Below are 21,935 nucleotides of genomic sequence, written 5' to 3' on the forward strand. Positions count from 1 at the left end.
TGTGGAGTAACAGGAGGGATATTTTGAGCAGACAAATTAAACGTAAGTACAGATCAGTACGTGAAGAGTTCAAAAAAGAAATGTTTGCAAAATTTACAGAAATAAGGCGTTAGCAATGATTTGCATAAACACATATACATCATGGCAACATCTTAGACATATTACGAAAGCCTTGGCGATGTTTATTAATCCAAAATTCAAATACTATCAAGCAGCGTATAACGAAACGCTAATGGGCAAATTTATCACAGGCGGAAATGATATATGGCACGCTATATATTTTGTTGATAAAGAATTGTAAGACAAGTATAGCCTTAAGAACCGGGTAACATTCGCTAAAGGTGATGCGTTAGGTGTTGCTTATCGAGCTTTAAAGAAAGGGTGAAGGAAATGGCATGTAAAAAGACTGAAGCCCGTAACACCACAATCATCGATAAAGAATTTGAACACGAAAAATCAACCGCAACTTTCTTAAAAGTATAAATCGTGCCGAATTGGAGAATTTATTACTCGGAGGTGATAATTTTGAAAAAAGAAAATCGCAATAAGAGTACATTAGATCAAGTAGAATTTGGGTCAGATTTAAGTCCTGATGATTTAGATGTGCGTGAAGAAAATGATCTAACAAAAGAACAAATTAAGAATTCTAGTGATGTAAAACAACAAAACAAAAACAATTCCTTAAAAAAATAAATAAAAAAATCCCCAGTATTATACTGGGGAACTAATAAGTATCTCCATTAAATCTCCTTGAAATTAAGTGAAATAATCATTTTTACTAAATTGTGTTCGACAAATCGAAATTAAATTGCTTGCAAATGCTTACATATCAACGTTTTCACTGTATACTACTTAGTAGAGGTGACGTTAATGTTTATTAGTGAAAAACAAGTAGAAATTCGTTATGCGGAGACAGACCAAATGGGTATTGTCTACCATGCAAACTATTTAATTTGGTGTGAGATAGGACGTACACAGTTTGTAAAAGATATAGGCTATGATTATGCAAAGCTTGAGGCGGATGGATATTTATCGCCTGTAATGGATTTCTCAATTCAATACAAAGCAGCCATGCATTACGGTCAAACTGCCACTGTACGCACATGGGTAGAATCGCATTCGAAATTACGTACTTCATATGGGTATGAAGTGTTACATGAAGACGGGACGGTTGCAGCAAAGGCCACATCGCTTCATATTATAGTTAAAAAAGAAAATTTACGTCCAGTTGCACTGTCTAAAATTGATCCTGTTTGGGATGCAAAATATACAAAAGCCGCACGTAATAAAGAATAAAATTTTGACAAGCCTCCCTGGATTTTTGAGGGCACTGAAAAACTTACGTTTTTTATATCGTAACGGTCTCCAAGATAAAAAGAAGGCACTTTCTGTTCGATTTTGAACAGAAAGTGCCTTCTTCCTTTACCTATTTCTTACTCTTTTTCGTTTATTAGCTTTAGTATTCGCTTGAGGTTTACGGCGAATATTGTTGTGGCACCTTGAATCTCCATGCCAAATAGACCCGCAGACGATGCCGTATCGTACCCGTGTCCATTTTTTAACTCACTATTTTTTGCTTCCACTTTATAGCGTTCCTTCGCTAACTGGATAAATTCATCTGTTTGTTGAAAGGCGAGTTGCTCCGCGTGTGTTTCGGATTTTAAGCTTACCGAATAGGTTTTACTTTTCGCACCTTCCTTGTAACACCCAACACGTAATGGACATACTTTGCATTTTTCAATATCAAAATAATGTGTCTCTAATTGATTTTTTTTTCGTCCTTTTTTACCAGTTATTGCTTTTCGTACTGCTAAATGCCCTGCTTTACAGACAAATCGTCCAGCATCCTTGTTGTATTCGAATTTGTCTTCTTCTTTTCGATTGCCTTCTGAGATAACGGGATTTAATTTTGAAACAAGAGCAATTTTTTCTTCTTTTGTATATTCAATATTTGCTTTCTCAGAATAAGCTGTATCTCCAATAACCGTGTCCACGTCCATACCTGCTTGTTTACTTTTTTCAATCAATTCTTGTAAGTACTTCCCATCACTTTTTTCACCTGTCGTGATGACTGCAGCTGTAATGATTCGCTCATTACTTAACGCAATGTGTGTTTTATAGCCAAAGAAAGATGAGTCAGCTGATTTATGACCTTTTCGTGCATCCGAATCTGATGAATAGGAAAGGTGCGCTTGGTAATCCTCCACAACTTCCTTTAACATATTTAAGCGTTCCTTGACAGCAGGTACTTGCGCAACTTGTGGTTCCTTTTCGATTACTTCAATTAATTTTTCACAGTAAGTTACTTCATCTTTTACTTCGTTAGAAGTATTTTTGGCAGGAAACTTGTTTTTCATCGATTCATCGATTTTATAAATTGCTTTTCGGACATTCTTTGATTTTTCTTGTAGGAATTCTTTTGGTGACTTTTGATTGTAACGTGCTTTTGTATGTGTGGCGTCCACAATAATTGTATTACTTTTAATGAGTTTCTTTTCAAGTGCGATTTCAACCGTTTTCCCAATAAGCATGTCTAATAGACCGACATCTTTTAGACGCAGTCTGCGGAATTTTGTGAGGGAACTTGGATCAATGACGTCATCTTCTGGCGCCAAATCTAAGAAATATTTAAAGGACATGTCGTATCTAGAACGTTCTACTAAATCAACGTCTGATACATCGTGAATCGCTTTCAATAATAGGTATTTAAACATACGGATGGGCGGGATCGCATTTCGACCGTTATCCAAACAGTATTTAGTTTTCAGTTCTTCTAGAATAAATGAAAAATCCACGAGTTCATTGATTTGACGAAGCATGTTATCTTTTGGCACAACAAAATCGTAAATCGCCATAAAAGGGCTTAAATTGAGTGTTTCTTGGTTTGAAATCATCGAGAGCACCACCTGTAATTCGTTCCTTTTAGTATACAAGAAAATTACTCTTTTTAGATGAGAGAATGATAAATTCATTCTTAGCCGTTACAAGTTGATTGGAGTGGAGGCGACGACTTCTAGGGGATTAGCGAGCAGCTTGAGACCCTGGACTGAGCGCAGCGAGGGAAGCGGCTCAAGGCTCGCCCCCAGAAAAGCGTTCGCCGCAACGGAAATCAACGACATCGAAGCAAAAAGCCAGTTCTTGAACGATGTCTCGTTCAAGAACTGGCTAAACTACTTTATAGACTTTTTCAGTGCCCTCGGATTTTTGGGAGGTTTTTTAATTGTTAAGGAAATTATAAAATTTCGCCATGTGGATAACATTTAAATAAGTAAATGCAACGTCTATGTGAAGGTAAAGAACGGTTTTGTTCTAGCCAAAAGTTCTACTAAAATAATTCCTATTCGATTTTTTTAATAGCGTACTGTTGGCAATTGTTTACTTTGTTTCAAAAGCGAAACTCTACCACGCCATCGTAGTTCTTGATATAATAGTTTTCGTGACTATTTTGAACGACTAAAGAAAAGGAGTTGTGTTCATGACACCCAAAATTGCTGCAGTAGAGCAGGTTCGTTGCCATATTGTTTTAACAAATACTGCACGAGAAGCGATTAAACAGCATGTTCAAGATGAACACGCCTTTTTTAACTTGCAAAAAAACTTCCTTGTATATGTGGAAAAACTCTCCGTGGAAACAACACAGCTTAATTTAACGCTATTTTTTGATAATGAAAAAAACATCAAGCTAAATCAAAAATTCCAAGACCGCGTTGTCATTATGGACTGTGTGTTTGATTTGAAAACGGGCTTACTTGCCAAAAGCTTCCGAACGCGCGGAAAGGGTACGCCTGTTGCAACGAATCGCCGCGCAGCATTGCAAATTCAATTTGTACCGACGAGAATTAGTGGTCATACATACCAGGAGAAATTTATTCAAACGCTTGCGGCACTTCCTGTCGCACAGGAGCGTTTTGACTATGTCAATAAACGAATTTCGAGTTGGGAAGGCTACTTAAAGGTACTTGATAAAAATGCGGCTATAGAAGATATTAAAGCCAATTTCACCTCCGTTCAGTTTAATGCAGACTTTACACATATGACGCTAAATTGCTCTGGAATCGATCAAAAGCAGTGGAAGCAACTTAAAGGCCTAAGCACACGCATCCAAGGCTTTAAGCAAGAAGTGGGTGAGGTGGTCAAGGTAAACCGAGGCCAGCATTCCGCCCAAATCGAATTAAAGCCAGCCATAGCAAAACTAGCACGCAAAAATGAACTCAATTTCCAATCTGAGACTGTCGAATTTACAAATGCTTCAACGAAATCGCAACTGAAACGCTTGCTAAAAGGCTTTGAACGGTTAAAAGAAGGGTTAGCCGCGAACGCCAATCTCGAAAACATCTTATTTGAAGACAAACCGGTTATTGCCGAGCGTCGAAAAGATGTAGAACTGGAATTCCATAACAATTTAAACGAATTCCAGCGTGATGCCGTTATTGGCGCGATGAGCGCGGAAGATTTATATGTTATTCAAGGACCTCCTGGCACCGGCAAAACGACTGTTATTTCTGAAATTTGCTATCAAAATGCAAAGGCTGGATTAAAAACACTTGTTGCCTCACAGTCGAACTTAGCTGTAGACAATGCTCTTAGCCGTTTACTGTCAAACAAGGACATTCGTATTCTACGCTACGGGCGCACCGAGAGTATTGAAGAAGAAGGCAAAAAGTTTATCGAGGAAAACGTTGCTGCATATTGGAAAGAGCAAACATATGAAGCGATCACAGCAGAAATTTCCGCGCATGAGCAAAAAGAAGCTACGCTAAATTCTGAAATCACAATATGTCAAGAGGCAATAGAGGTCCTTAAAGAAGAACAACTAAAACTTCTGCTAGCAATTGAGCAAAAGGAAGCAGCAAAAGCCGAGCTGCATGTGCTTGCGGACCAAATTACGACATTAAAAAAACAGCTTGCAACATGCAAAAAAGTGCGTGAGGAAACAGAAGTTATACTTGAAAAGTTAACCATAACAAAAGAAACATTAACGTCTGTCGTTGATGCCCTTACAAATCAGCTTGCCACTTTTGACTCAGTTAAGACCATGGCCGAAAAGCTACCGCAGCTAACATCTCAAATGACAGATATGACGAAGGAGCTTGAGCTAGCAAAGAAACAGCATGAACTTCAGCAATTAATGCATAGACTACAGCAGGTTGAACAGCAACAAGCAACAATGCAAATGAGTTCGAATCACGATGCCATTATCGAAAAAATTGGCGAGCTAAAAAAGGTTCATCAAATTGAACAGTTTATGCACACGCACCAAATTCGTAGAAGCTATGTGATGGACCGTTTACTAACGGCACTTGAGCGTATACACCCCCAAATGGAAACGTATAAGCCGTTAAAGGAAATCCGTGCACGTCTTGATAAAGCGATTATTTATAGCGAGACAACTCTTGGGATTCATGTTGAAACACCGAATTTACCAATGAACCACAGTTATTCTTTAAATGAGGTCAATGAATTTTTGACCAAACTTAGTCATGCCTTTGCTACAAAGCGTGTGAATGCAACTAACGGAACGCGTTCGATTCAAGGATTGCACCTACGTAAGCAATATTTAGACCAAGTGCAAGAAAAGTACATGGAATATATTCGCGAGACGCTTATTATTTTTGACAAGCTAAAAGAAGAAATTATCGAGCAGTTTAAACAGCAGAACGGTACACAACAAGCGGTGCTGCAACAATTAACAAACGAGCAGATGACGATACAGCAGCGAATCCAGGAAGCACAAGCCTTTATACAAACCTTGAATATTACTACGGCACGTCCAGTAGAACAGTTACAAGCATTACGTTTACAGCTTGATACAGACTTAAAACAGCTAGAACATAATCAAGTATCACGCGAACAAGTCCAGCAGCAGTACGATTCGAAATTAACTGAGCTCACTTTATTACAAGAGCAAATAATAAATGGTGAGTTGTTACTAGAAGAGAAAAACGACGAATTCAAGCAAGTAAATGCGACCGGATTAGCCTTAGAAAAAAAACGTGAACAGCTAGAGCTTCTCACAAAGCAAAATCCAGAACTCGCACTAGAAAAAACGCACGAGCAAATACAGCAAACAACTGCAGAAATTGCTCAGTTTACACAACAAATTACAATGTTACCAGTAACACAAGCCCTTCAACTGGAATGGCAAGGCCTACTTCAAAACGCAAATGATCACGATCTAAATGAAATTCGCAAATTATACGTAAAGCATGCAAATGTCATTGGGACAACATGTGTCGCTTCTGCCAATAAAGAGTTTATGGATAATTATCCAACATTTGACGTTGTTATTATTGATGAAGTATCGAAGGCGACACCACCAGAACTACTATTACCCATGCTAAAGGGCGCAAAAATTATCCTGGTTGGGGATCATCATCAGCTGCCACCACTCGTTGGCGATGAAACATTTGAAGAAACGCTTGAGCAGGTCATTAAAGATAGTGATACATTTGAGGAAAAACGCGAATTAGAAAAACTCTTAGAAGAATCACTCTTCGAACGTTTATATAAAAATTTACCGCATACAAATAAAAAGATGCTAGCAATCCAATATCGCATGCATGAAAACATAATGGCGACGATTGCGCCGTTTTATAAAAATGAAAACGAAGAACTCCAATGCGGGTTAACAGATTCCGATGAGCAGCGTGACCATAAGCTTGAAAGCAAGTTCATCTCGCGTAAGAATCATTTATTATGGCTTGATATGCCAAGTAAACAAGGCTATTTCGAGGAGCGTATGAAGGAAGGCTCTAGTTTATTTAATGCGGCAGAGCTTGATACGATTAAATCAATGCTGCTTGACCTAAACGCAGCAACGGGAAAAGCGAAAGAAGACGGCTTGATCTCACAAGAGGCATTAAAATCAGTTGGTGTCATATCGTTCTACGCAGAGCAAGTGAAACGTATTAACCGTCTCATTGAACAAGAAATCGAAGTTCCGCATCTCCACATCCGTACAGGTTCTGTCGATAAGTTCCAAGGGATGGAGATGGACGTCATTTTAGTCAGTATGGTGCGTAATAATGACAATAAACACGGCGATATCGGCTTTGCAAAGGATTACCGCCGTCTGAACGTAGCCTTGTCTCGTGCGCGTGAGCTACTCATTTTAATCGGCAGTACGGACATGTTCACGAAGCGTCCGAAACAGGAGCAAACACGCCATATGTACAAGCAGCTACTCGAAGTCGTGAAGGCGCAAAACGGCTATCGTGATGCGCCTCAAGCTATTGTTTAAAGGAGAACGCCATGGAATTACAAGCATTACAGAAAAAACTAGCGAAGCAATTAACTCAAAATCTCAAGGTACGTATCGTGCAGGAAGACAGTTTTTGTATTCCTGTGCATACGTTACAAGTTTCATACCATCCCGTTCAACGCACAGCAATGGATATTTTAATGAAAATGATGCTTATTTCATTTAGCAAAGCAGAAATTGAGCATGTGGAAACGCTCGCACATATATTACTAGTAGAGCCTTTATTTATTAATGATTTAACGAATAAGATGGTAAAAACCGGAATCATTACGAAGGAAACGGGCACATACCAGTTAACATCCAAGGGTGAACAGCAACTCGTGAATGGGATTTTTGAAGAAGAATTAGAGCTCACATCACGCATCCTTCAATACAGCACTGTACACAAAGCCATTTTACATGGGGATATAGAAGAAGTGCTTGAGTTTGGTGAATTCCCCGAATTATTTGCTTATTTAGAACAAGAAGAGCTTGGTGACGTGGATAACTCACTTTTAATTAGTGAACTTGTAGCCATGCAAGATAATACAGATGACGATGACACACCGCAAACGTATATTACTTCGATTGCTTCTACAGAGGAATTACAAATTAATGATGTGCCGTATGTTCAATTTGTTTTATATGAAGCAGCGGAAGATCGTTACTTTGCGCGAATTTATAATACGTTAACAAACAGCTGGGATGAAGTTGTCGAACAACTCGTCAATGAAAAGGAACGAACTAGCTGGCGCGAAAAATTCGCCTAAAGCTAGAAGGTTGTCTCAAAATGTATGAGGCAACCTTTTCTTAACTTATAAGAAAGTATAACTTTTTGATAATGTCTAGGCATTCGCGCCGCACGCTCGAGGTCGCTTCGATCCCTCGGGCGAAAGGAGGGCACTGAAAAACTTACGTTTTTTATGATGGTTTCGTTTTTCAAATAAGAATAAGGCACTTTCTGTTCGAATCGAACGGAAAGTGCCTTATTTCTTTGTCTATTACTTACACTTTTTCATTTAGCAGTTTCAATATTCGTTTGAGATTCACCGCAAATATCGTTGTGGCACCTTGGATTTGCATGCCAAATAAACCCGCTGATATGGCTGTTTTATAGCCATGCGGATTTTTTAATTCACTATTTTTCGCCTCTATTTTATAACGGTTTTTCGCAAGCTGTTTAAATGCATCAGTTTCTTGGAAAGCAGCTTGTTCTTCATGTTCAATTGATTTAATGGTCACATTATAGGTTTTACTTTTTGCCTCATCCTTATAACAGCCCTCACGCATCTGGCAGACTTTACATTTTTCAATATCAAAATAAAATGCCATTTTCGGATTTTTATTCTTATTTTTATTCTTAGAAAGTGCCTTTCGAATAGCTAGATGCCCAGCTGGACAGACAAACATACCAGCATCTTTATTGTAATCAAATTCGATTTTTCGTTGTCCGCTACCGTTTGTAATGACTGAATTTAACTTTGAAATTAATTGGAGCTCTTTTGATTTAGCATATTGTAAGTTATCTTTCGCAGAATAAGCGGCGTCACCAATCACCGTTTCAATTTCCATACCTGCCTCTTTACTTTTTTCAACTAGTTCTTGAAGATAATGACCATCACTTTTTTCACCTGTTGTCACAACCGCAGCCGTAATAATTCGTTCATCACTCATCGCAATATGCGTTTTGAAACCAAAGAAAGCCGAGTCAGCCGACTTATGTCCAACCCGCGCATCGGGATCATTTGAATAGCTTAACTGATTCTCATAATCATCAATCACTTCTTTTAAAACATTTAATTTTTCTTTCACAGCCGGGATTTGTGCAACCTTTGATTGCGTTTCCACCACTTCAACTACTTGACGACAGTAATCTAATTCTTCTGTGACTTCATTTGACGTAGGCTTCTCAGGGAATTTTCCAACCATGTTTTCGTCGAGTTGATACACGGCTTTACGTACATTTTTAGATTTTTCCTGTAAAAATTCTTTTGGCGATTTTTGATTATAACGAGCCTTTGTATGGGTAGCGTCAACGATGACCATTTTACTTAGTAGTAGCCCTTTTTCTAAGGCAATTTCAACTGTTTTCTGAATCAGTAAATCTATTAAATTCACATCTTGGAGACGAAGTCGACGGAATTTTGTCAGTGAACTTGAATCGATTACATCATCTTCTGGTGCCATCTCTAAAAAATATTTAAAGGACATATCGTATTTTGAACGCTCGACAAGGTCGGCATCCGATAGATCATGAATCACTTTTAATAGTAAATATTTAAACATACGAATCGGTGGAATCGCGTTACGGCCATTATCTAAACAGTATTTCGATTTTAGTTCGTCTAGAATAAATGAGAAATCCACAAGTTCATTAATTTGGCGAAGCATATTGTCCTTTGGGATAATTAAATCGTACAACGCCATGTACGGGCTCAAATTGAATGTTTCCTGTTTAGAAATCATGGTCGCACCACCTTTTATTAGTACTTTAATTATACAAGAAATGTGTGCGATTATACGAGGGAAGAGCCCTTCTTGTGATGAAAGTAGTTCCAGTTGATTGGAATGGAGGCGGCGACTTCTGCGGGAACAGCACGAGCGGAAGCACCCGGACTGAGCGAAGCGAGGGAGAAGGCTGGAGCCGTGCCCGCGAAAAGCGTCCGCCGGAATGGAAATCAACGGCATCGAAGAAAAAAAGCGTCCAGTAACGAATTTCCGTTCTTGGACGCTCTTACTTATAGCTGAAGGACTTTTTCAGTGCCCTCGGCGAAAGTGGTGGAGCGTTTACTTTCGCTTCGGGCTCGCAAGCAGCTTGTCGCGTGCAAACAGGCGCGAATGCACTTTTCTAATATACGCTGTGAAACGAGGGATGAACAATGAACGCTGAATTTTTTTGGCATCCAAAAGAGCACATCAAGTTACCTAAATGGGCGAGCTACACAACCCCATTTGAACTATATGCCTTTAGTGCAACAGTTGAAGATGAAGTTCTATTACTCTATAACATAACAACACCAGATACTGAAGAGGATACATTATTTGAATATAAGCTCGTACATTTAAAGGTACATGGTGCAGTCATCTTACACATTAAGTTACCGTTATTTGTCGATCGCATGGATCAGTTTTCAGATGGCTGTTATTTGTTTGTGAGTTCTCGCATTGCTATTGATGAAGGACCAAACGCGATAATTGCTAATAATCAAGGGAAGATTGTTAGTCAATTATTACTCGGTGATGGTATTAATTATATGCAAATTGATGACAGTGACCGCATTTGGGTTGGCTATACCGATGAAGGTGTCTATGGGAATTTCGGGTGGGACCCTAGTAATACAATCGGCCGTGAAGGTGTCGTCGTTTTTAATCGGTCAGGGAAGCGGCTATGGGATGCGCGTATGTTTGACATGGTGGAATGCTCTGCCATGAACATTAATAAGGAAGAACAACTTTTCTTTATTTACGATGATTTTAAGCTCGTGAAGGCCTATGATGATTTAGAAGGAAGCTTGAATTGCGGTTTTTGGTCCATTAGGGAACAATATTTTCAACATTTTGTACGCGATGAGGATGATACATTTATAGTGTCTGATTGGCAGGGGCAAGTAAGGCGTCTTTTCCCGCATAGTACAGACTATTTACCAGGACCCGTAATCAATTTCATGGACGATGCTAACAGTTTACTAGATGGTGAGATTTTGATGCGCGGTAATTATGTATATATGCTGCAGGACGATACGATTTATCGGAAGGAGTTCGGGAGGTAAAAATACATTTATAATTATTGCATAATTCCAAATTGCATGATATTATTAATCCAATTTAATAGTCTTATCAAGAGAAGCAGAGGGATATGGCCCGTTGAAGCTTCAGCAACCTCTAACATGGTTAGAAAGGTGCTACTTCCAGCAAGGGACTCCCTTGAGAGATAAGAACGAGCGATCAACCTCTCATTCTTTTTGCTGGAATGAGAGGTTTTATAATTTCACGGTGCCATATAGACTTCGCCCTTGTTAAAAACTAAAATGGGGGGAATACGAATGCCAATTAATATACCGAAACATTTACCCGCTGGAGAGCGATTGAAAGAAGAAAAAATTTTCGTAATGGAAGAAGACCGTGCGAAAACACAGCAAATCCGTCCTTTAAACATTTTAGTGTTTAATTTAATGCCGGAAAAAGAGAAAACCGAATTACAATTACTACGCTTATTAGGGAATACACCACTTCAAGTAAACGTGACATTTCTAAATACCGCTACATACGAATCAAAAAACGTCTCAAAATCTCACTTAGATACGTTTTATCAAACATTCGATGAAATCAAACACCGCCGCTATGACGGACTAATTATTACCGGGGCACCCGTTGAAAAAATGGACTTTGAAGCAGTTGGTTATTGGGAAGAAATTAAAACCATAATGGATTGGGCAAATGCCAATGTGACGTCAATCATGTATATATGTTGGGGCGCACAGGCAGCACTCTATCATCACTTTGGCATCGGAAAATTTGAGCTACCGAAAAAATGCTCTGGTATTTACTCACATGTCATTACCGATTTAACGGTAGACCTTGTACGCGGCTTTAGTGATGAATATGTCGCACCACACTCAAGACATACATCGGTTTCGATTGATGAGGTACGCGCACACCCTAATTTACGTTTACTAAGTTATTCAGATAACGCAGGGGTCTTTATTGTACAGTCGAAAAACAATAAGCATATTATGATTACCGGCCATCTAGAATACGATGCATCTACGCTCTCGGATGAATATTACCGTGATTTAGAGAAGGGCGACGAAATTGAGATGCCTGTGAACTACTTCCCGTACGACGATTCAACAAAGGCACCTAAAAATACTTGGCGCGCGCATTCCCACTTGCTGTTTTACAACTGGTTAAACTACTACGTATACCAAGAAACACCTTATAATTGGCATTTTGTTGAAGATGCGATTGAATTTCATATTTAGCCCTAAATACGATTTCTCGAAGATCCAAGAGAAATCGTATTTTATTTACATTAAAAAAGCGTAACGACAACGCTAGATGCGGGTCATTACACTTCTATTACTATTATCCAAGAATGGCACTGTCAACGCCAGATACTCGTTGAAATAAATTTATATTTATTGTTAGCGCCCATTGTACAACTGGGCCTAAACCGAATGCCATAATAAGCGTACCGACACCAATTGGGCCACCTAATACAAAGCCAACGACCGCAACGACTACTTCCAACGTCGTACGCGCACGGTTTACGCTCCAACCTAAACGCTGCACAAGAAGGATCATAAGTGTATCACGTGGACCCACACCGATATTTGCAACCATATACATCCCGCATCCGAAACCCAATAACACTATACCTGCAATAAAGGCTAAGAATTGCATAAATAGACCGTCCACTTCTGGTAGTAAATAGATGAAAATATCAAGGAAAACCCCGGATATGATCATATCTAAATAGGTTCCTAATTGCGGCCAACTTTTCGTGATGAAGCCGTTCACTGCAAGTATTATAAAGCCTAAAATTATAGACCATGAACCAATTGTTAGGCCTACTGTTTGCGCAAGTCCGATATGTAATACATCCCAAGAGCCTACACCAATTGCCTGTCCCTTTATAACAAGCGCTAAACCAAAAGATAGCACAAGAATACCTGCTAAAAAGAACAGGCAGCGCCAATAAAATTCTTTTTTCACTTTTTCAAACCCTTCAATCCTGTATATTCTATGTTGTACATTTTATTATAGCTATTTTTCGTAATAAAAACAGATTACTATTTATTCTTATAATTTAGATAAAAAACTGTCTTATCCGGGTGTTAGAAAGACACAACTCGCCCAAAATAGAGCGAGTTGATGTCCTTACTTATGAGGATGGGAAAGTTTTTCTTTCTTATCCACCAAGTCCATTCACAACATATAAAAACGCATGAGGACTTTAATAGTCCACATGCGTTAATTTTTTTTGTAATGATATGCGAGTTCATCGAGAGCCGCATCCACGGATACGTGCAAATCATGTTCATTGAAAAACCACTCGTCACTTTTTTCAACGTAAAAGTGTACTCCATTAATTTCAGTATCCACACCTACTTCATGTGGTTGCTCACGATTCATGCCGAGCGAAAACCCTTCGTGAAACGGGGAAGAGCCACCGTAGCGTGCATAAAAACGAATAAAATCTCCTTGCTCTACTTCCATTTCTTCTAAAAACCAAGTCATTGCTTCCTCAGTAATAATAATATCCAATCTACTCACCTCAATTGTACAATCTTTACTTCTATCTTATTATGAATGAATTATTACGATAAGTATACGAAAAAACCCTCTCAATTATAGAGAGGGCTGAAACAATTTAAAGCCATTTAACTTTTGGTTCTGTGCCTTCTTTAATACGTTTAATATTCTCACGGTGACGATAAATAATGAATGTAAATAAAAACGCAATTAAAATAAATAGTGCAAAATCACCTGTCACAATCCAATACACAATGCTATAAATTAAAGCAACACATACAGAAACGATAGACGTTAAGCTCACCATTTTCGTTAGTTTTAACGTGGTAAAGAATGTGAAAAAAAGTACGATGAATAAGGGTAGCGCGTAACCGAGTATAACACCAGCCGATGTCGCCACTGCTTTACCACCGCGGAAGCGCGCAAAGATTGGGTACATATGACCCACAACTGCAATGATACCAAGAACTAATGGGTGAATAGTGGTATCTGAAAAATACGGTAGCAGTATTAATAATACGGCAGCAGTCCCTTTTAACACATCGATAATTGTTACAACTAAACCCGCCTTTTTGCCTAAAGTCCGAAATGTGTTTGTTGCTCCTAAATTTCCGCTTCCATGTTCTCGAATGTCCGTTTTATAAAATAATTTACCGATCCACAGTGCAGATGGGATCGAGCCAATGACATAAGCACAAATGAGAAGTAATGCATTAACCATTGATGTGCTCCTTTCAACTTGCAGAATTACTAGTTGGTACTAATAGTTTGTATTGAATATTCTACACCGTTTTCACTTTTTGCGAAAGAGGGAATATTTTTCGTATGAATTCTATTGTTTTGCAGGAGAACGACTCTTAAATCGTGAATTGAGATAGAGCGCTAACTTTTAAACAAATCCGTTAGATGGTACAATTAATGTTTAATTGAAGTATACACTTACTTTTTTTAGTGTATCGTATTTGACATGGAATGCTATAATCAGTACGATTAGTAGAGCATCCGAACGTTTGTTTGTTTTTTGGAGGGGAATTTAATTGGCAAAAAATCAGCCAGGGCTCGTCTATAATGATGATGCCATTCAAGTATTAGAAGGACTAGAGGCAGTACGAAAACGACCAGGCATGTATATAGGTTCAACTGACGGCAGAGGCCTTCATCACTTAGTTTACGAGATTGTCGACAATGCGGTCGATGAAGCACTTGCTGGATTTGGTTCACATATCATTGTAAAAATTCATGCAGATAATAGTATTAGCGTTCGAGACTTTGGACGCGGTATGCCAACAGGTATGCATAAAATGGGGAAGCCAACACCCGAAGTCATTTTTACCGTTCTTCACGCAGGGGGTAAATTTGGTCAAGGTGGCTACAAAACTAGTGGCGGTCTGCACGGTGTTGGTTCTTCCGTTGTCAACGCTTTATCGACATTTTTAGAAGTCACGATTTACCGAGACGGACAAATTCACCGTCAGCGCTTTGAAAATGGTGGTAAACCCGTAACGTCCCTTGATATCATCGGTAACACGAAGGAAGCGGGTACATTAGTTCATTTCCTTCCTGATGATTCAATTTTTTCAGTCACTAAATATAATTATGACACACTTGCTGAGCGCTTACGAGAATCAGCGTTTTTACTGAAAGACTTAAAAATTGAGCTAATTGACGAACGTGGTGAAGGTCAACATGATGTATTCCATTATGAAAGCGGTATTGAAGCATTCGTTGCCTATTTAAACGAGGAGAAAGACGTTTTACATCCCGTTAAATATGTAGAAGGAACGCAGCAAGAGATTGAAGTTGAGTTTGCCTTCCAGTTTAATGATGGCTACTCCGAAACAATTTTATCATTCGTTAATAATGTCCGTACGCGTGACGGTGGTACACATGAAACCGGTGCCAAATCAGCAATGACTCGTGTATTTAATGAATATGCGCGTAAAATTGGTTTATTAAAAGAAAAAGACAAAAATTTAGAAGGTACAGATATTCGTGAAGGATTAGCTGCGATTGTATCTGTTCGTATTCCGGAAAATATTTTACAGTTTGAAGGCCAGACAAAAGGCAAATTAGGTACTAGTGAAGCCCGTTCAGCAGTTGATTTAGTTGTGGCTGAAAAACTTTTTTATGTACTTGAAGAGAACGCCGAACTATCTGCTTCATTAGTCCGAAAAGCCATTCGAGCACAGCAAGTTCGTGAAGCTGCACGTAAAGCACGTGATGATGCACGTAACGGCAAAAAGAAGAAGTCTAGTACGCTACTTTCAGGGAAGTTAACCCCTGCTCAGTCTCGTAATGCGGCAAGAAATGAATTGTACCTTGTAGAGGGTGACTCTGCAGGTGGTTCTGCAAAACAAGGCCGTGATCGTAGTTTCCAAGCAATTCTTCCACTGCGCGGTAAGGTTATTAATACCGAAAAAGCAAAGTTGCAAGATATTATGAAAAACGAAGAGATTTCTACAATTATTCATACAATCGGTGCTGGTGTTGGTTCAGACTTCACAGTAGAAGATGCAGCTTATGATAAAGTTGTCATTATGACCGATGCTGATACGGATGGTGCGCACATCCAAGTGTTGCTGTTAACATTCTTCTACCGCTATATGCGCCCACTTATCGAGGCTGGCAAAGTTTATATTGCACTGCCGCCATTATATAAAGTGTCTAAAGGCTCTGGGAAGAAGCAAGTCATGGAATATGCGTGGACAGAAAATGAATTACAAGTAGCCATTAAAAATATCGGAAAAGGCTATATCATTCAACGCTATAAAGGGCTTGGTGAGATGAATGCCGATCAATTATGGGATACAACGATGAATCCTGAAACGCGTACCTTAATACGCGTGAAAATTGATGACGGTGCACGTGCAGAACGTCGTGTAACAACGTTAATGGGCGATAAAGTAGAGCCTCGCCGTAAATGGATTGAGGCCAACGTAAACTTCGGAATGGAAGATGAAACGAATATTTTAGAAAATGAATTCATCCAACATGAGGAGGACAAGTAAGCATGACATTTATTGAGAAATTTCAAGATTTGCCACTAGAAGAAGTTATGGGTGACCGATTTGGTCGCTATTCTAAATATATTATTCAAGACCGTGCACTGCCAGACACACGTGACGGATTGAAGCCAGTACAACGTCGTATTTTGTATGCCATGTTTAATGAAGGCAATATTAACGAAAAACCGTTCCGTAAATCGGCCAAAACTGTCGGTAACGTAATTGGTAACTTCCATCCACATGGTGATTCATCTGTGTATGAAGCAATGGTCCGTATGAGTCAAGACTGGAAATCTCGCCATATGCTGATCGAAATGCATGGGAATAACGGTTCCGTCGATGGTGACCCTCCTGCAGCGATGCGTTATACTGAGGCACGTTTATCTGCCATTGCAGGGGAAATGTTGCGTGACATTAATAAGGGAACAGTAGATTTTGTTCCGAACTTTGATGACCAAGACATGGAGCCGATTGTATTACCATCTCGTTTCCCGAACCTTCTAGTAAATGGTTCTACAGGGATCTCAGCTGGCTATGCAACCGACATCCCACCCCATAACTTAACAGAGGCACTTGACGCAGTATTGATGCGTTTAGATAACAAAGAATGTACTGTGGATGAGCTAATGACCGTTATTAAAGGACCGGATTTCCCAACTGGCGGCATTATTCAAGGCGTTGACGGTATTAAGAAGGCTTATGAAACAGGCAAAGGTAAAATTATTATCCGTTCAAGAGCAGCCATAGAAACAATTAAAGGTAATAAGGAACAAATTGTTATTACGGAAATCCCGTATGATGTAAACAAAGCGAACTTAATTCGAAAAATCGACGAGCAGCGTGTAAATGACCGACGATTAGACGGTATTTCTGAATTACGTGATGAATCAGACCGTACTGGACTGCGCATCGTCGTTGAGTTGAAAAAAGATATTCCTGCACAGGGTATATTAAATTACTTATTCAAAATTTCAGATTTACAGGTGGCCTATAACTTTAATATGATTGCGATTCATAATCGTCGCCCAACGATGATGACACTTCCTCTGATGCTAGATGCTTATATCGATCATCAAAAGGAAATTGTAACGAAACGATCGCAATTTGACTTAAAACGCGCGAAAGACCGTCTTCATATTGTAGAAGGATTAATGAAAGCGTTATCGATTTTAGATGAAGTAATTGCAACGATTCGCGGCTCTAAAGATAAACGTGATGCAAAAATAAATATTCAAACGAAATATGATTTTACAGAAGTGCAAGCAGAGGCAATTGTTAGCTTGCAACTGTATCGTTTAACAAATACGGATATTACAGAATTAGTCGCAGAGCAAGATGAGCTAAATGCATTAGTTGCGAAACTAACGGATATTTTAAATAGCGAAACGAAGCTTATAAAAGTGATTAAAACCGAGTTATTAGATATTCGTAAGCGTTTCTCATTACCTCGAGCATCCGACATTCAAGCGGAAATTGAAGAAATTAAAATTACGCTAGATGTGTTAGTTCCGAGTGAAGAAGTTATCGTAACCGTAACGAAGGATGGCTATGTCAAACGGACAAGTATTCGTTCTCACAATGCTTCGAATGGTAAGGACTTTGCGATGAAAGAGTCGGACTACTTACTGTATGAGGAACATTCAAATACCCAACATCATTTATTGTTGTTCACGAACCGCGGGAATTACATTTATCAGCCTGTTCACGAACTTCCTGATATTCGTTGGAAAGATCTTGGTCAGCATATTTCAAGTATTGTGCCACTTGAGACAAATGAAGAAATAATTAATGTCATTGGTGTTGATAAGTTTGAACAAGACAATGTATTTGTTTTCACAGCAACGAAAGACGGACAAATTAAACGTTCGCCACTTACTGATTATGCTGTAACGCGTTATTCAAAACCAATTAAAACGATGAACGTGAAAATAGAAGATGCCATGATTTATACGGCACTGGTAACGCCTGAGCAAGAGTTATTGCTTACAACAAACACAAGCTATAGCATTCGTTTCCCACTGGAAGAACTACCAGTGACAGGCGTAAAAACAGGCGGCGTGAAAGGGATTATTCTAAAAGAGGATGAAACACTCGCCGCAGTCAATGTATTACAGCCAGGCGGGGAACAAGACATCATCATTGTGACGCAGCGTGGAGCAGTAAAACGCATGAACGTATCTGAAATTGATCTGACAACCCGTGCAAAACGCGGCGTAGTCACATTAAAAGAATTAAAATCAAACCCACATCGTATTTTTGCGATTGTTGTGGTGCATGTATCGAATACAGTTCTATTAGAAACAGAAAAGGGTGTGCAAGAAACATTGCAAGTGATGAACTTATCACGAGCGGATCGCTACTCAAATGGTTCATTACGAATCGATACTGCAAATGACGGGGCATTAGTTCGTGTAACTGTCGTGAAAAATTAATTTAAACGTCTCAGAGAAAAAACTCTGGGACGTTTTTTTATCGTTAAGGAAATTATAAAATTTCGCCATGTAGATAACATATAAAGAAAGTAAATGAAACGTCTAGGCTAAAGCGCCAGCCCCTCGAGGTCGCTTCGATCCCTCGGGCGAAAGTGGTGGAGCGTTTACTTTCGCTTCGGGCTCGCAAGCAGCTGTCGGGGCTAAGCAGGTGTTTTAGCGCTTTTGTTTTGTTCAATATATGACAGATAGGCAATGCTTTTGTACAATGGGGGAATATAAACATACAAAAAATAATTTCCAAAGTGAAGGTGAATTCATGGATTTACATAATTTCGAACAATATATTTCCAAAACGTTTATTAGCCGTGGGAAGAACTATTTCAAACAGGGGAATGTAAGGCAGTTACACCAAATTGCATCGAATGCTTGGCGAGCGGTTGTTGCAGGTAGTGATGATTATCAAGTGTTTGTCGAACTAAAAGGAACTGAAATTAATGAATTCTTTTGTACATGCCCGTTTGATGGACCTACTTGTAAACATGAGGTGGCTGTATTCATCGCTATACGCAATCAGCTCGACACTGTTATCCTACCTAATTTTTCGGTGTCTTTGCTTCAAGGGCTATCAAATGAACAATTATTACAAGTCATTGAAAAACTAGTCGAACAAAACCCATTTCTACACAATCAGGTTCAACAAATGCTGACTCCAAAGAACAAAAAGGCCGTCATTTCTACTGTGCAGCAGGCAAACAAAATGATTTTAAGTTATTTACAACCGTATCTTGACCTTGAAAATATTTTTGAAGAAGAATTTGATGAAGCATTTCACGGTGTTAGTATCGTCATTGATTGGGCGAGAGATTCTTTAATAACAAATCAACAAGGGCAGGCGCTGTCATTATTTTTAAATTGCTATTATTTTGCCGCTCTTACAACAGAGCTATGTAATGATTGGCAAATCGATGAGCTAATGAGCGATATTTACCTAATGATGGTTGAAGTTGTCGAGGAAGTAGAAGACGAGCAAATGGCAATGAACTTTTTAAAGTTTTTCGAGGAAACTATTTTCAAAGATAACATCGACAAATCAAAAATCCTTAAGAGTGATTTATTCGATGTGGCACTACCACTCACAGTTTATGAAAAATGCGCAGCTTATTATAAGTTAATGCTGACACGCCTAGCCACATATCCGAATACAGAGGATTTAGTTGAGACGTTAAGCCTTACGTTAACATTAGAGATTGGATCACCAGAAGAGCAACAGGTCTATTATGAACGAACAGATTTAAACGATTCTATGCGTTCGCTCCTAATTACACATGCAATGGATAAACAACAGTATGAGCAGGCACTAGCGCTTTGTGCAGACGGTATCGAACGTACATCATCAAACACCTATAAAAAGCAAACATGGATGGAAAATGCATATAAAATCCACGATAATCTTAATAACCCGATTGCCAAACGTGCAATTGCGTTTGAATTAGCGGTGAAAGGTAATGAATCCTATTATCGTGAACTAAAAGGATTATATGATACAGAAGAGTGGGCAGTTATTTTAGAACAATTACTGCATTCATATGAGGAAATGAATCACTATCCTTATTTCTATTCTTCAATTCTTGTGGAAGAGCATCTTTGGAGTCAGCTGCTCTCTTATTGTCATCAACAGCCTGAACGCATAGTAAAGTTTGGACAGTTTTTGCAGCCGTTCTATGTGCAGGAGGTAGAAGGACTGTTTATGGCGCATATATTCGACCTAGCAGAGACTTCATCAAACCGAAGTCATTACAAAACAATTCGCGCGGCGTTATCAAGCTTGAAGGCGCTCGGTTATGAGGAAAGCACCTCGCAGTTAATACAGACGTTTACTACACGCTATCCACGTCGTACCGCACTACATGACGAATTAGCACATATTTAAACCACCTATTACCACCACAACTAGGCATACGCATTCGTTATGGTGGTTTTTTCAATTTAACTTCGTACCCTCAGTTAATAGGGCAAATGCTTGACTACTTGTCTGTTTCTCCAATCGGCATAAACCGCTTCAACGAGTTGCCATTTCTCGTCTTTGTCCTGAACGATCCCATTAAACTTTAATGCACCAACACGAAACTCAGTTGCATCTTCATTCAGAATAAATTGTAAATACGTTTCTCCTTGCACCCCTTTATAAATGGCTTCGCCTGATAGTTCAACGACATGTTCACCCGACCTTGCCTCATAGTAGCACCAATATGGACTTGTAAAATATTGATTAAATGCTTCTTCGACTCTTACTTCCTCATAGTTTGTAAGCATTCCATCCTTCACCGCATGAATGTATACATTATCGGTTACTTCATCCTCAGCATTTAAAACAAAACCAACTAAAACACCCATAATCACAACACAAATAAATACCCGAACATGCTGTCCAAATGACATGTACCTCACCCCTCAAGAAATACAGTTTTACCTATCATATCATCTAAATTATTGAATTAACTAGCATTTTTGTAACATTAAATAGAAAATATTAATCCACTCGAATTAACACGATGAAACAACTATAAAAAATTCGCAAGAGCAACATAAAGCTGGAAACACGTCTTTTTAACGTAAAGGGGGGAGGGTTAGTGTCCTCTGTATTAACAACTGCCGAAATCAGCGTTTCCACAATCGTTGTGACCGTTATAACTAGAGATGGGTATAAGTGGATGGTTATCCTTAAAAATGCAGGGAGAAGCTTTGTAGGGCGCTTTTACAAGAAGGGCGTTCATTATGCTTATTTTACGATAATCCTCAGGCTGGTGCGATCTATAAAAGGCTAGTTTTTGAGGATATCGGCTTTTGGAATATGAGACGCTATAAAAAACTACAATAAAAACAAGCATGCTAGATGGCTACTATTTGCGCCGTCAGCATGCTTTTTCGTCATCTGGCAAATTAGAAAGACACAACTGCTCAAAATAGGGTGAGTAGATGTCCTTATTTATATGGATGGGAAAG

General features: G+C 39.0%; 15 protein-coding genes and 1 riboswitch. Of the genes, 9 read left to right on the plus strand and 6 right to left on the minus strand.

The window, feature by feature from the left end:
• Positions 1–525 precede the first annotated feature (525 nt).
• Positions 526–693 (plus strand): hypothetical protein, encoded by a 168-nt coding sequence (locus tag MHH87_RS08690; protein WP_340751056.1) that lies wholly within the window; start codon positions 526–528, stop codon positions 691–693.
• A 177-nt stretch (positions 694–870) separates the two neighbouring features.
• Positions 871–1,296, plus strand: coding sequence for an acyl-CoA thioesterase (locus MHH87_RS08695; RefSeq protein WP_340748919.1), 426 nt, complete (start codon positions 871–873; stop codon positions 1,294–1,296).
• 137 nt (positions 1,297–1,433) lie between these two features.
• Here MHH87_RS08695 and MHH87_RS08700 read toward each other — a convergent pair whose 3' ends face one another.
• The gene (locus MHH87_RS08700) at positions 1,434–2,894 is read right to left on the minus strand and encodes an IS1182 family transposase (RefSeq protein ID WP_340748920.1); all 1,461 of its coding nucleotides are present in this window, start codon (positions 2,892–2,894) and stop codon (positions 1,434–1,436) included.
• A gap of 581 nt (positions 2,895–3,475) precedes the next feature.
• Here MHH87_RS08700 and MHH87_RS08705 point away from each other — a divergent pair.
• Together MHH87_RS08705 and MHH87_RS08710 are read left to right on the plus strand one after the other, a co-directional pair.
• Positions 3,476–7,240, plus strand: a complete 3,765-nt coding sequence (locus MHH87_RS08705) for an AAA domain-containing protein (RefSeq protein WP_340748921.1) — start codon at positions 3,476–3,478, stop codon at positions 7,238–7,240.
• An 11-nt stretch (positions 7,241–7,251) separates the two neighbouring features.
• Positions 7,252–8,010 carry a nucleoside-diphosphate sugar epimerase gene (locus MHH87_RS08710; protein WP_340748922.1) on the plus strand — a complete coding sequence of 253 codons (759 nt, stop codon included), beginning with the start codon at positions 7,252–7,254 and terminating at the stop codon, positions 8,008–8,010.
• A 235-nt stretch (positions 8,011–8,245) separates the two neighbouring features.
• On the opposite strand, the gene MHH87_RS08715 is transcribed toward MHH87_RS08710, so the two are convergent.
• Positions 8,246–9,706: an IS1182 family transposase gene (locus MHH87_RS08715; RefSeq protein ID WP_340747541.1), complete on the minus strand. Its 1,461-nt coding sequence runs from the start codon at positions 9,704–9,706 to the stop codon at positions 8,246–8,248.
• A gap of 413 nt (positions 9,707–10,119) precedes the next feature.
• Here MHH87_RS08715 and MHH87_RS08720 point away from each other — a divergent pair, with 413 nt between their 5' ends.
• Both MHH87_RS08720 and metA read left to right on the plus strand, forming a co-directional pair.
• Positions 10,120–11,010, plus strand: a complete 891-nt coding sequence (locus MHH87_RS08720; protein WP_340748923.1) for a hypothetical protein — start codon at positions 10,120–10,122, stop codon at positions 11,008–11,010.
• 61 nt (positions 11,011–11,071) lie between these two features.
• Positions 11,072–11,178: riboswitch (SAM riboswitch) on the plus strand.
• Positions 11,179–11,283: 105 nt separating this feature from the next.
• Positions 11,284–12,222: a homoserine O-acetyltransferase MetA gene (gene metA / locus MHH87_RS08725; RefSeq protein ID WP_340748924.1), complete on the plus strand. Its 939-nt coding sequence runs from the start codon at positions 11,284–11,286 to the stop codon at positions 12,220–12,222.
• A 103-nt stretch (positions 12,223–12,325) separates the two neighbouring features.
• Here the strand turns inward: metA and MHH87_RS08730 are convergent, their stop codons facing one another.
• The 3 genes from MHH87_RS08730 to plsY all read right to left on the minus strand — a co-directional run bounded on the left by MHH87_RS08730 (position 12,326) and on the right by plsY (position 14,216).
• Positions 12,326–12,955, minus strand: coding sequence for a YczE/YyaS/YitT family protein (locus MHH87_RS08730; RefSeq protein WP_340748925.1), 630 nt, complete (start codon positions 12,953–12,955; stop codon positions 12,326–12,328).
• A gap of 258 nt (positions 12,956–13,213) precedes the next feature.
• Complete coding sequence (locus tag MHH87_RS08735; RefSeq protein ID WP_340748926.1) at positions 13,214–13,507, minus strand: HesB/YadR/YfhF family protein; 294 nt, start codon at positions 13,505–13,507, stop codon at positions 13,214–13,216.
• A gap of 106 nt (positions 13,508–13,613) precedes the next feature.
• Positions 13,614–14,216, minus strand: coding sequence for a glycerol-3-phosphate 1-O-acyltransferase PlsY (gene plsY / locus MHH87_RS08740; RefSeq protein ID WP_340748927.1), 603 nt, complete (start codon positions 14,214–14,216; stop codon positions 13,614–13,616).
• Positions 14,217–14,532: 316 nt separating this feature from the next.
• Here plsY and parE point away from each other — a divergent pair, with 316 nt between their 5' ends.
• The 3 genes from parE to MHH87_RS08755 all read left to right on the plus strand — a co-directional run bounded on the left by parE (position 14,533) and on the right by MHH87_RS08755 (position 20,862).
• Positions 14,533–16,503 carry a DNA topoisomerase IV subunit B gene (gene parE, locus MHH87_RS08745; RefSeq protein WP_340748928.1) on the plus strand — a complete coding sequence of 657 codons (1,971 nt, stop codon included), beginning with the start codon at positions 14,533–14,535 and terminating at the stop codon, positions 16,501–16,503.
• Positions 16,504–16,505: 2 nt separating this feature from the next.
• Entirely contained in the window at positions 16,506–18,932 is a 2,427-nt protein-coding gene (gene parC / locus MHH87_RS08750) for a DNA topoisomerase IV subunit A (RefSeq protein ID WP_340748929.1), read from the plus strand.
• A 316-nt stretch (positions 18,933–19,248) separates the two neighbouring features.
• On the plus strand, positions 19,249–20,862 hold the full coding sequence (locus tag MHH87_RS08755) for an SWIM zinc finger family protein (RefSeq protein WP_340748930.1): 1,614 nt from the start codon (positions 19,249–19,251) through the stop codon (positions 20,860–20,862).
• 74 nt (positions 20,863–20,936) lie between these two features.
• Here the strand turns inward: MHH87_RS08755 and MHH87_RS08760 are convergent, their stop codons facing one another.
• A complete protein-coding gene (locus tag MHH87_RS08760) occupies positions 20,937–21,371 on the minus strand; it encodes a hypothetical protein (RefSeq protein ID WP_340748931.1) in 435 nt (144 codons plus the stop codon).
• Between the last annotated feature and the right edge of the window lie 564 nt (positions 21,372–21,935).

This window comes from Solibacillus sp. FSL H8-0538 (assembly GCF_038003525.1).
GTDB lineage: Bacteria > Bacillota > Bacilli > Bacillales_A > Planococcaceae > JBBOPI01.

What these genes read in the sequence shown, in the direction of transcription:
- MHH87_RS08695 (WP_340748919.1), top strand. Translation starts at nt 871, where the DNA reads ATGTTTATTAGTGAAAAACAAGTAGAAATTCGTTATGCGGAGACAGAC.
- MHH87_RS08755 (WP_340748930.1), top strand. Translation starts at nt 19,249, where the DNA reads ATGGATTTACATAATTTCGAACAATATATTTCCAAAACGTTTATTAGC.
- plsY (WP_340748927.1), bottom strand. Translation starts at nt 14,216, where the DNA reads ATGGTTAATGCATTACTTCTCATTTGTGCTTATGTCATTGGCTCGATC.
- parC (WP_340748929.1), top strand. Translation starts at nt 16,506, where the DNA reads ATGACATTTATTGAGAAATTTCAAGATTTGCCACTAGAAGAAGTTATG.
- MHH87_RS08760 (WP_340748931.1), bottom strand. Translation starts at nt 21,371, where the DNA reads ATGTCATTTGGACAGCATGTTCGGGTATTTATTTGTGTTGTGATTATG.
- metA (WP_340748924.1), top strand. Translation starts at nt 11,284, where the DNA reads ATGCCAATTAATATACCGAAACATTTACCCGCTGGAGAGCGATTGAAA.
- MHH87_RS08700 (WP_340748920.1), bottom strand. Translation starts at nt 2,894, where the DNA reads ATGATTTCAAACCAAGAAACACTCAATTTAAGCCCTTTTATGGCGATT.
- MHH87_RS08720 (WP_340748923.1), top strand. Translation starts at nt 10,120, where the DNA reads ATGAACGCTGAATTTTTTTGGCATCCAAAAGAGCACATCAAGTTACCT.
- MHH87_RS08710 (WP_340748922.1), top strand. Translation starts at nt 7,252, where the DNA reads ATGGAATTACAAGCATTACAGAAAAAACTAGCGAAGCAATTAACTCAA.
- MHH87_RS08715 (WP_340747541.1), bottom strand. Translation starts at nt 9,706, where the DNA reads ATGATTTCTAAACAGGAAACATTCAATTTGAGCCCGTACATGGCGTTG.
- MHH87_RS08705 (WP_340748921.1), top strand. Translation starts at nt 3,476, where the DNA reads ATGACACCCAAAATTGCTGCAGTAGAGCAGGTTCGTTGCCATATTGTT.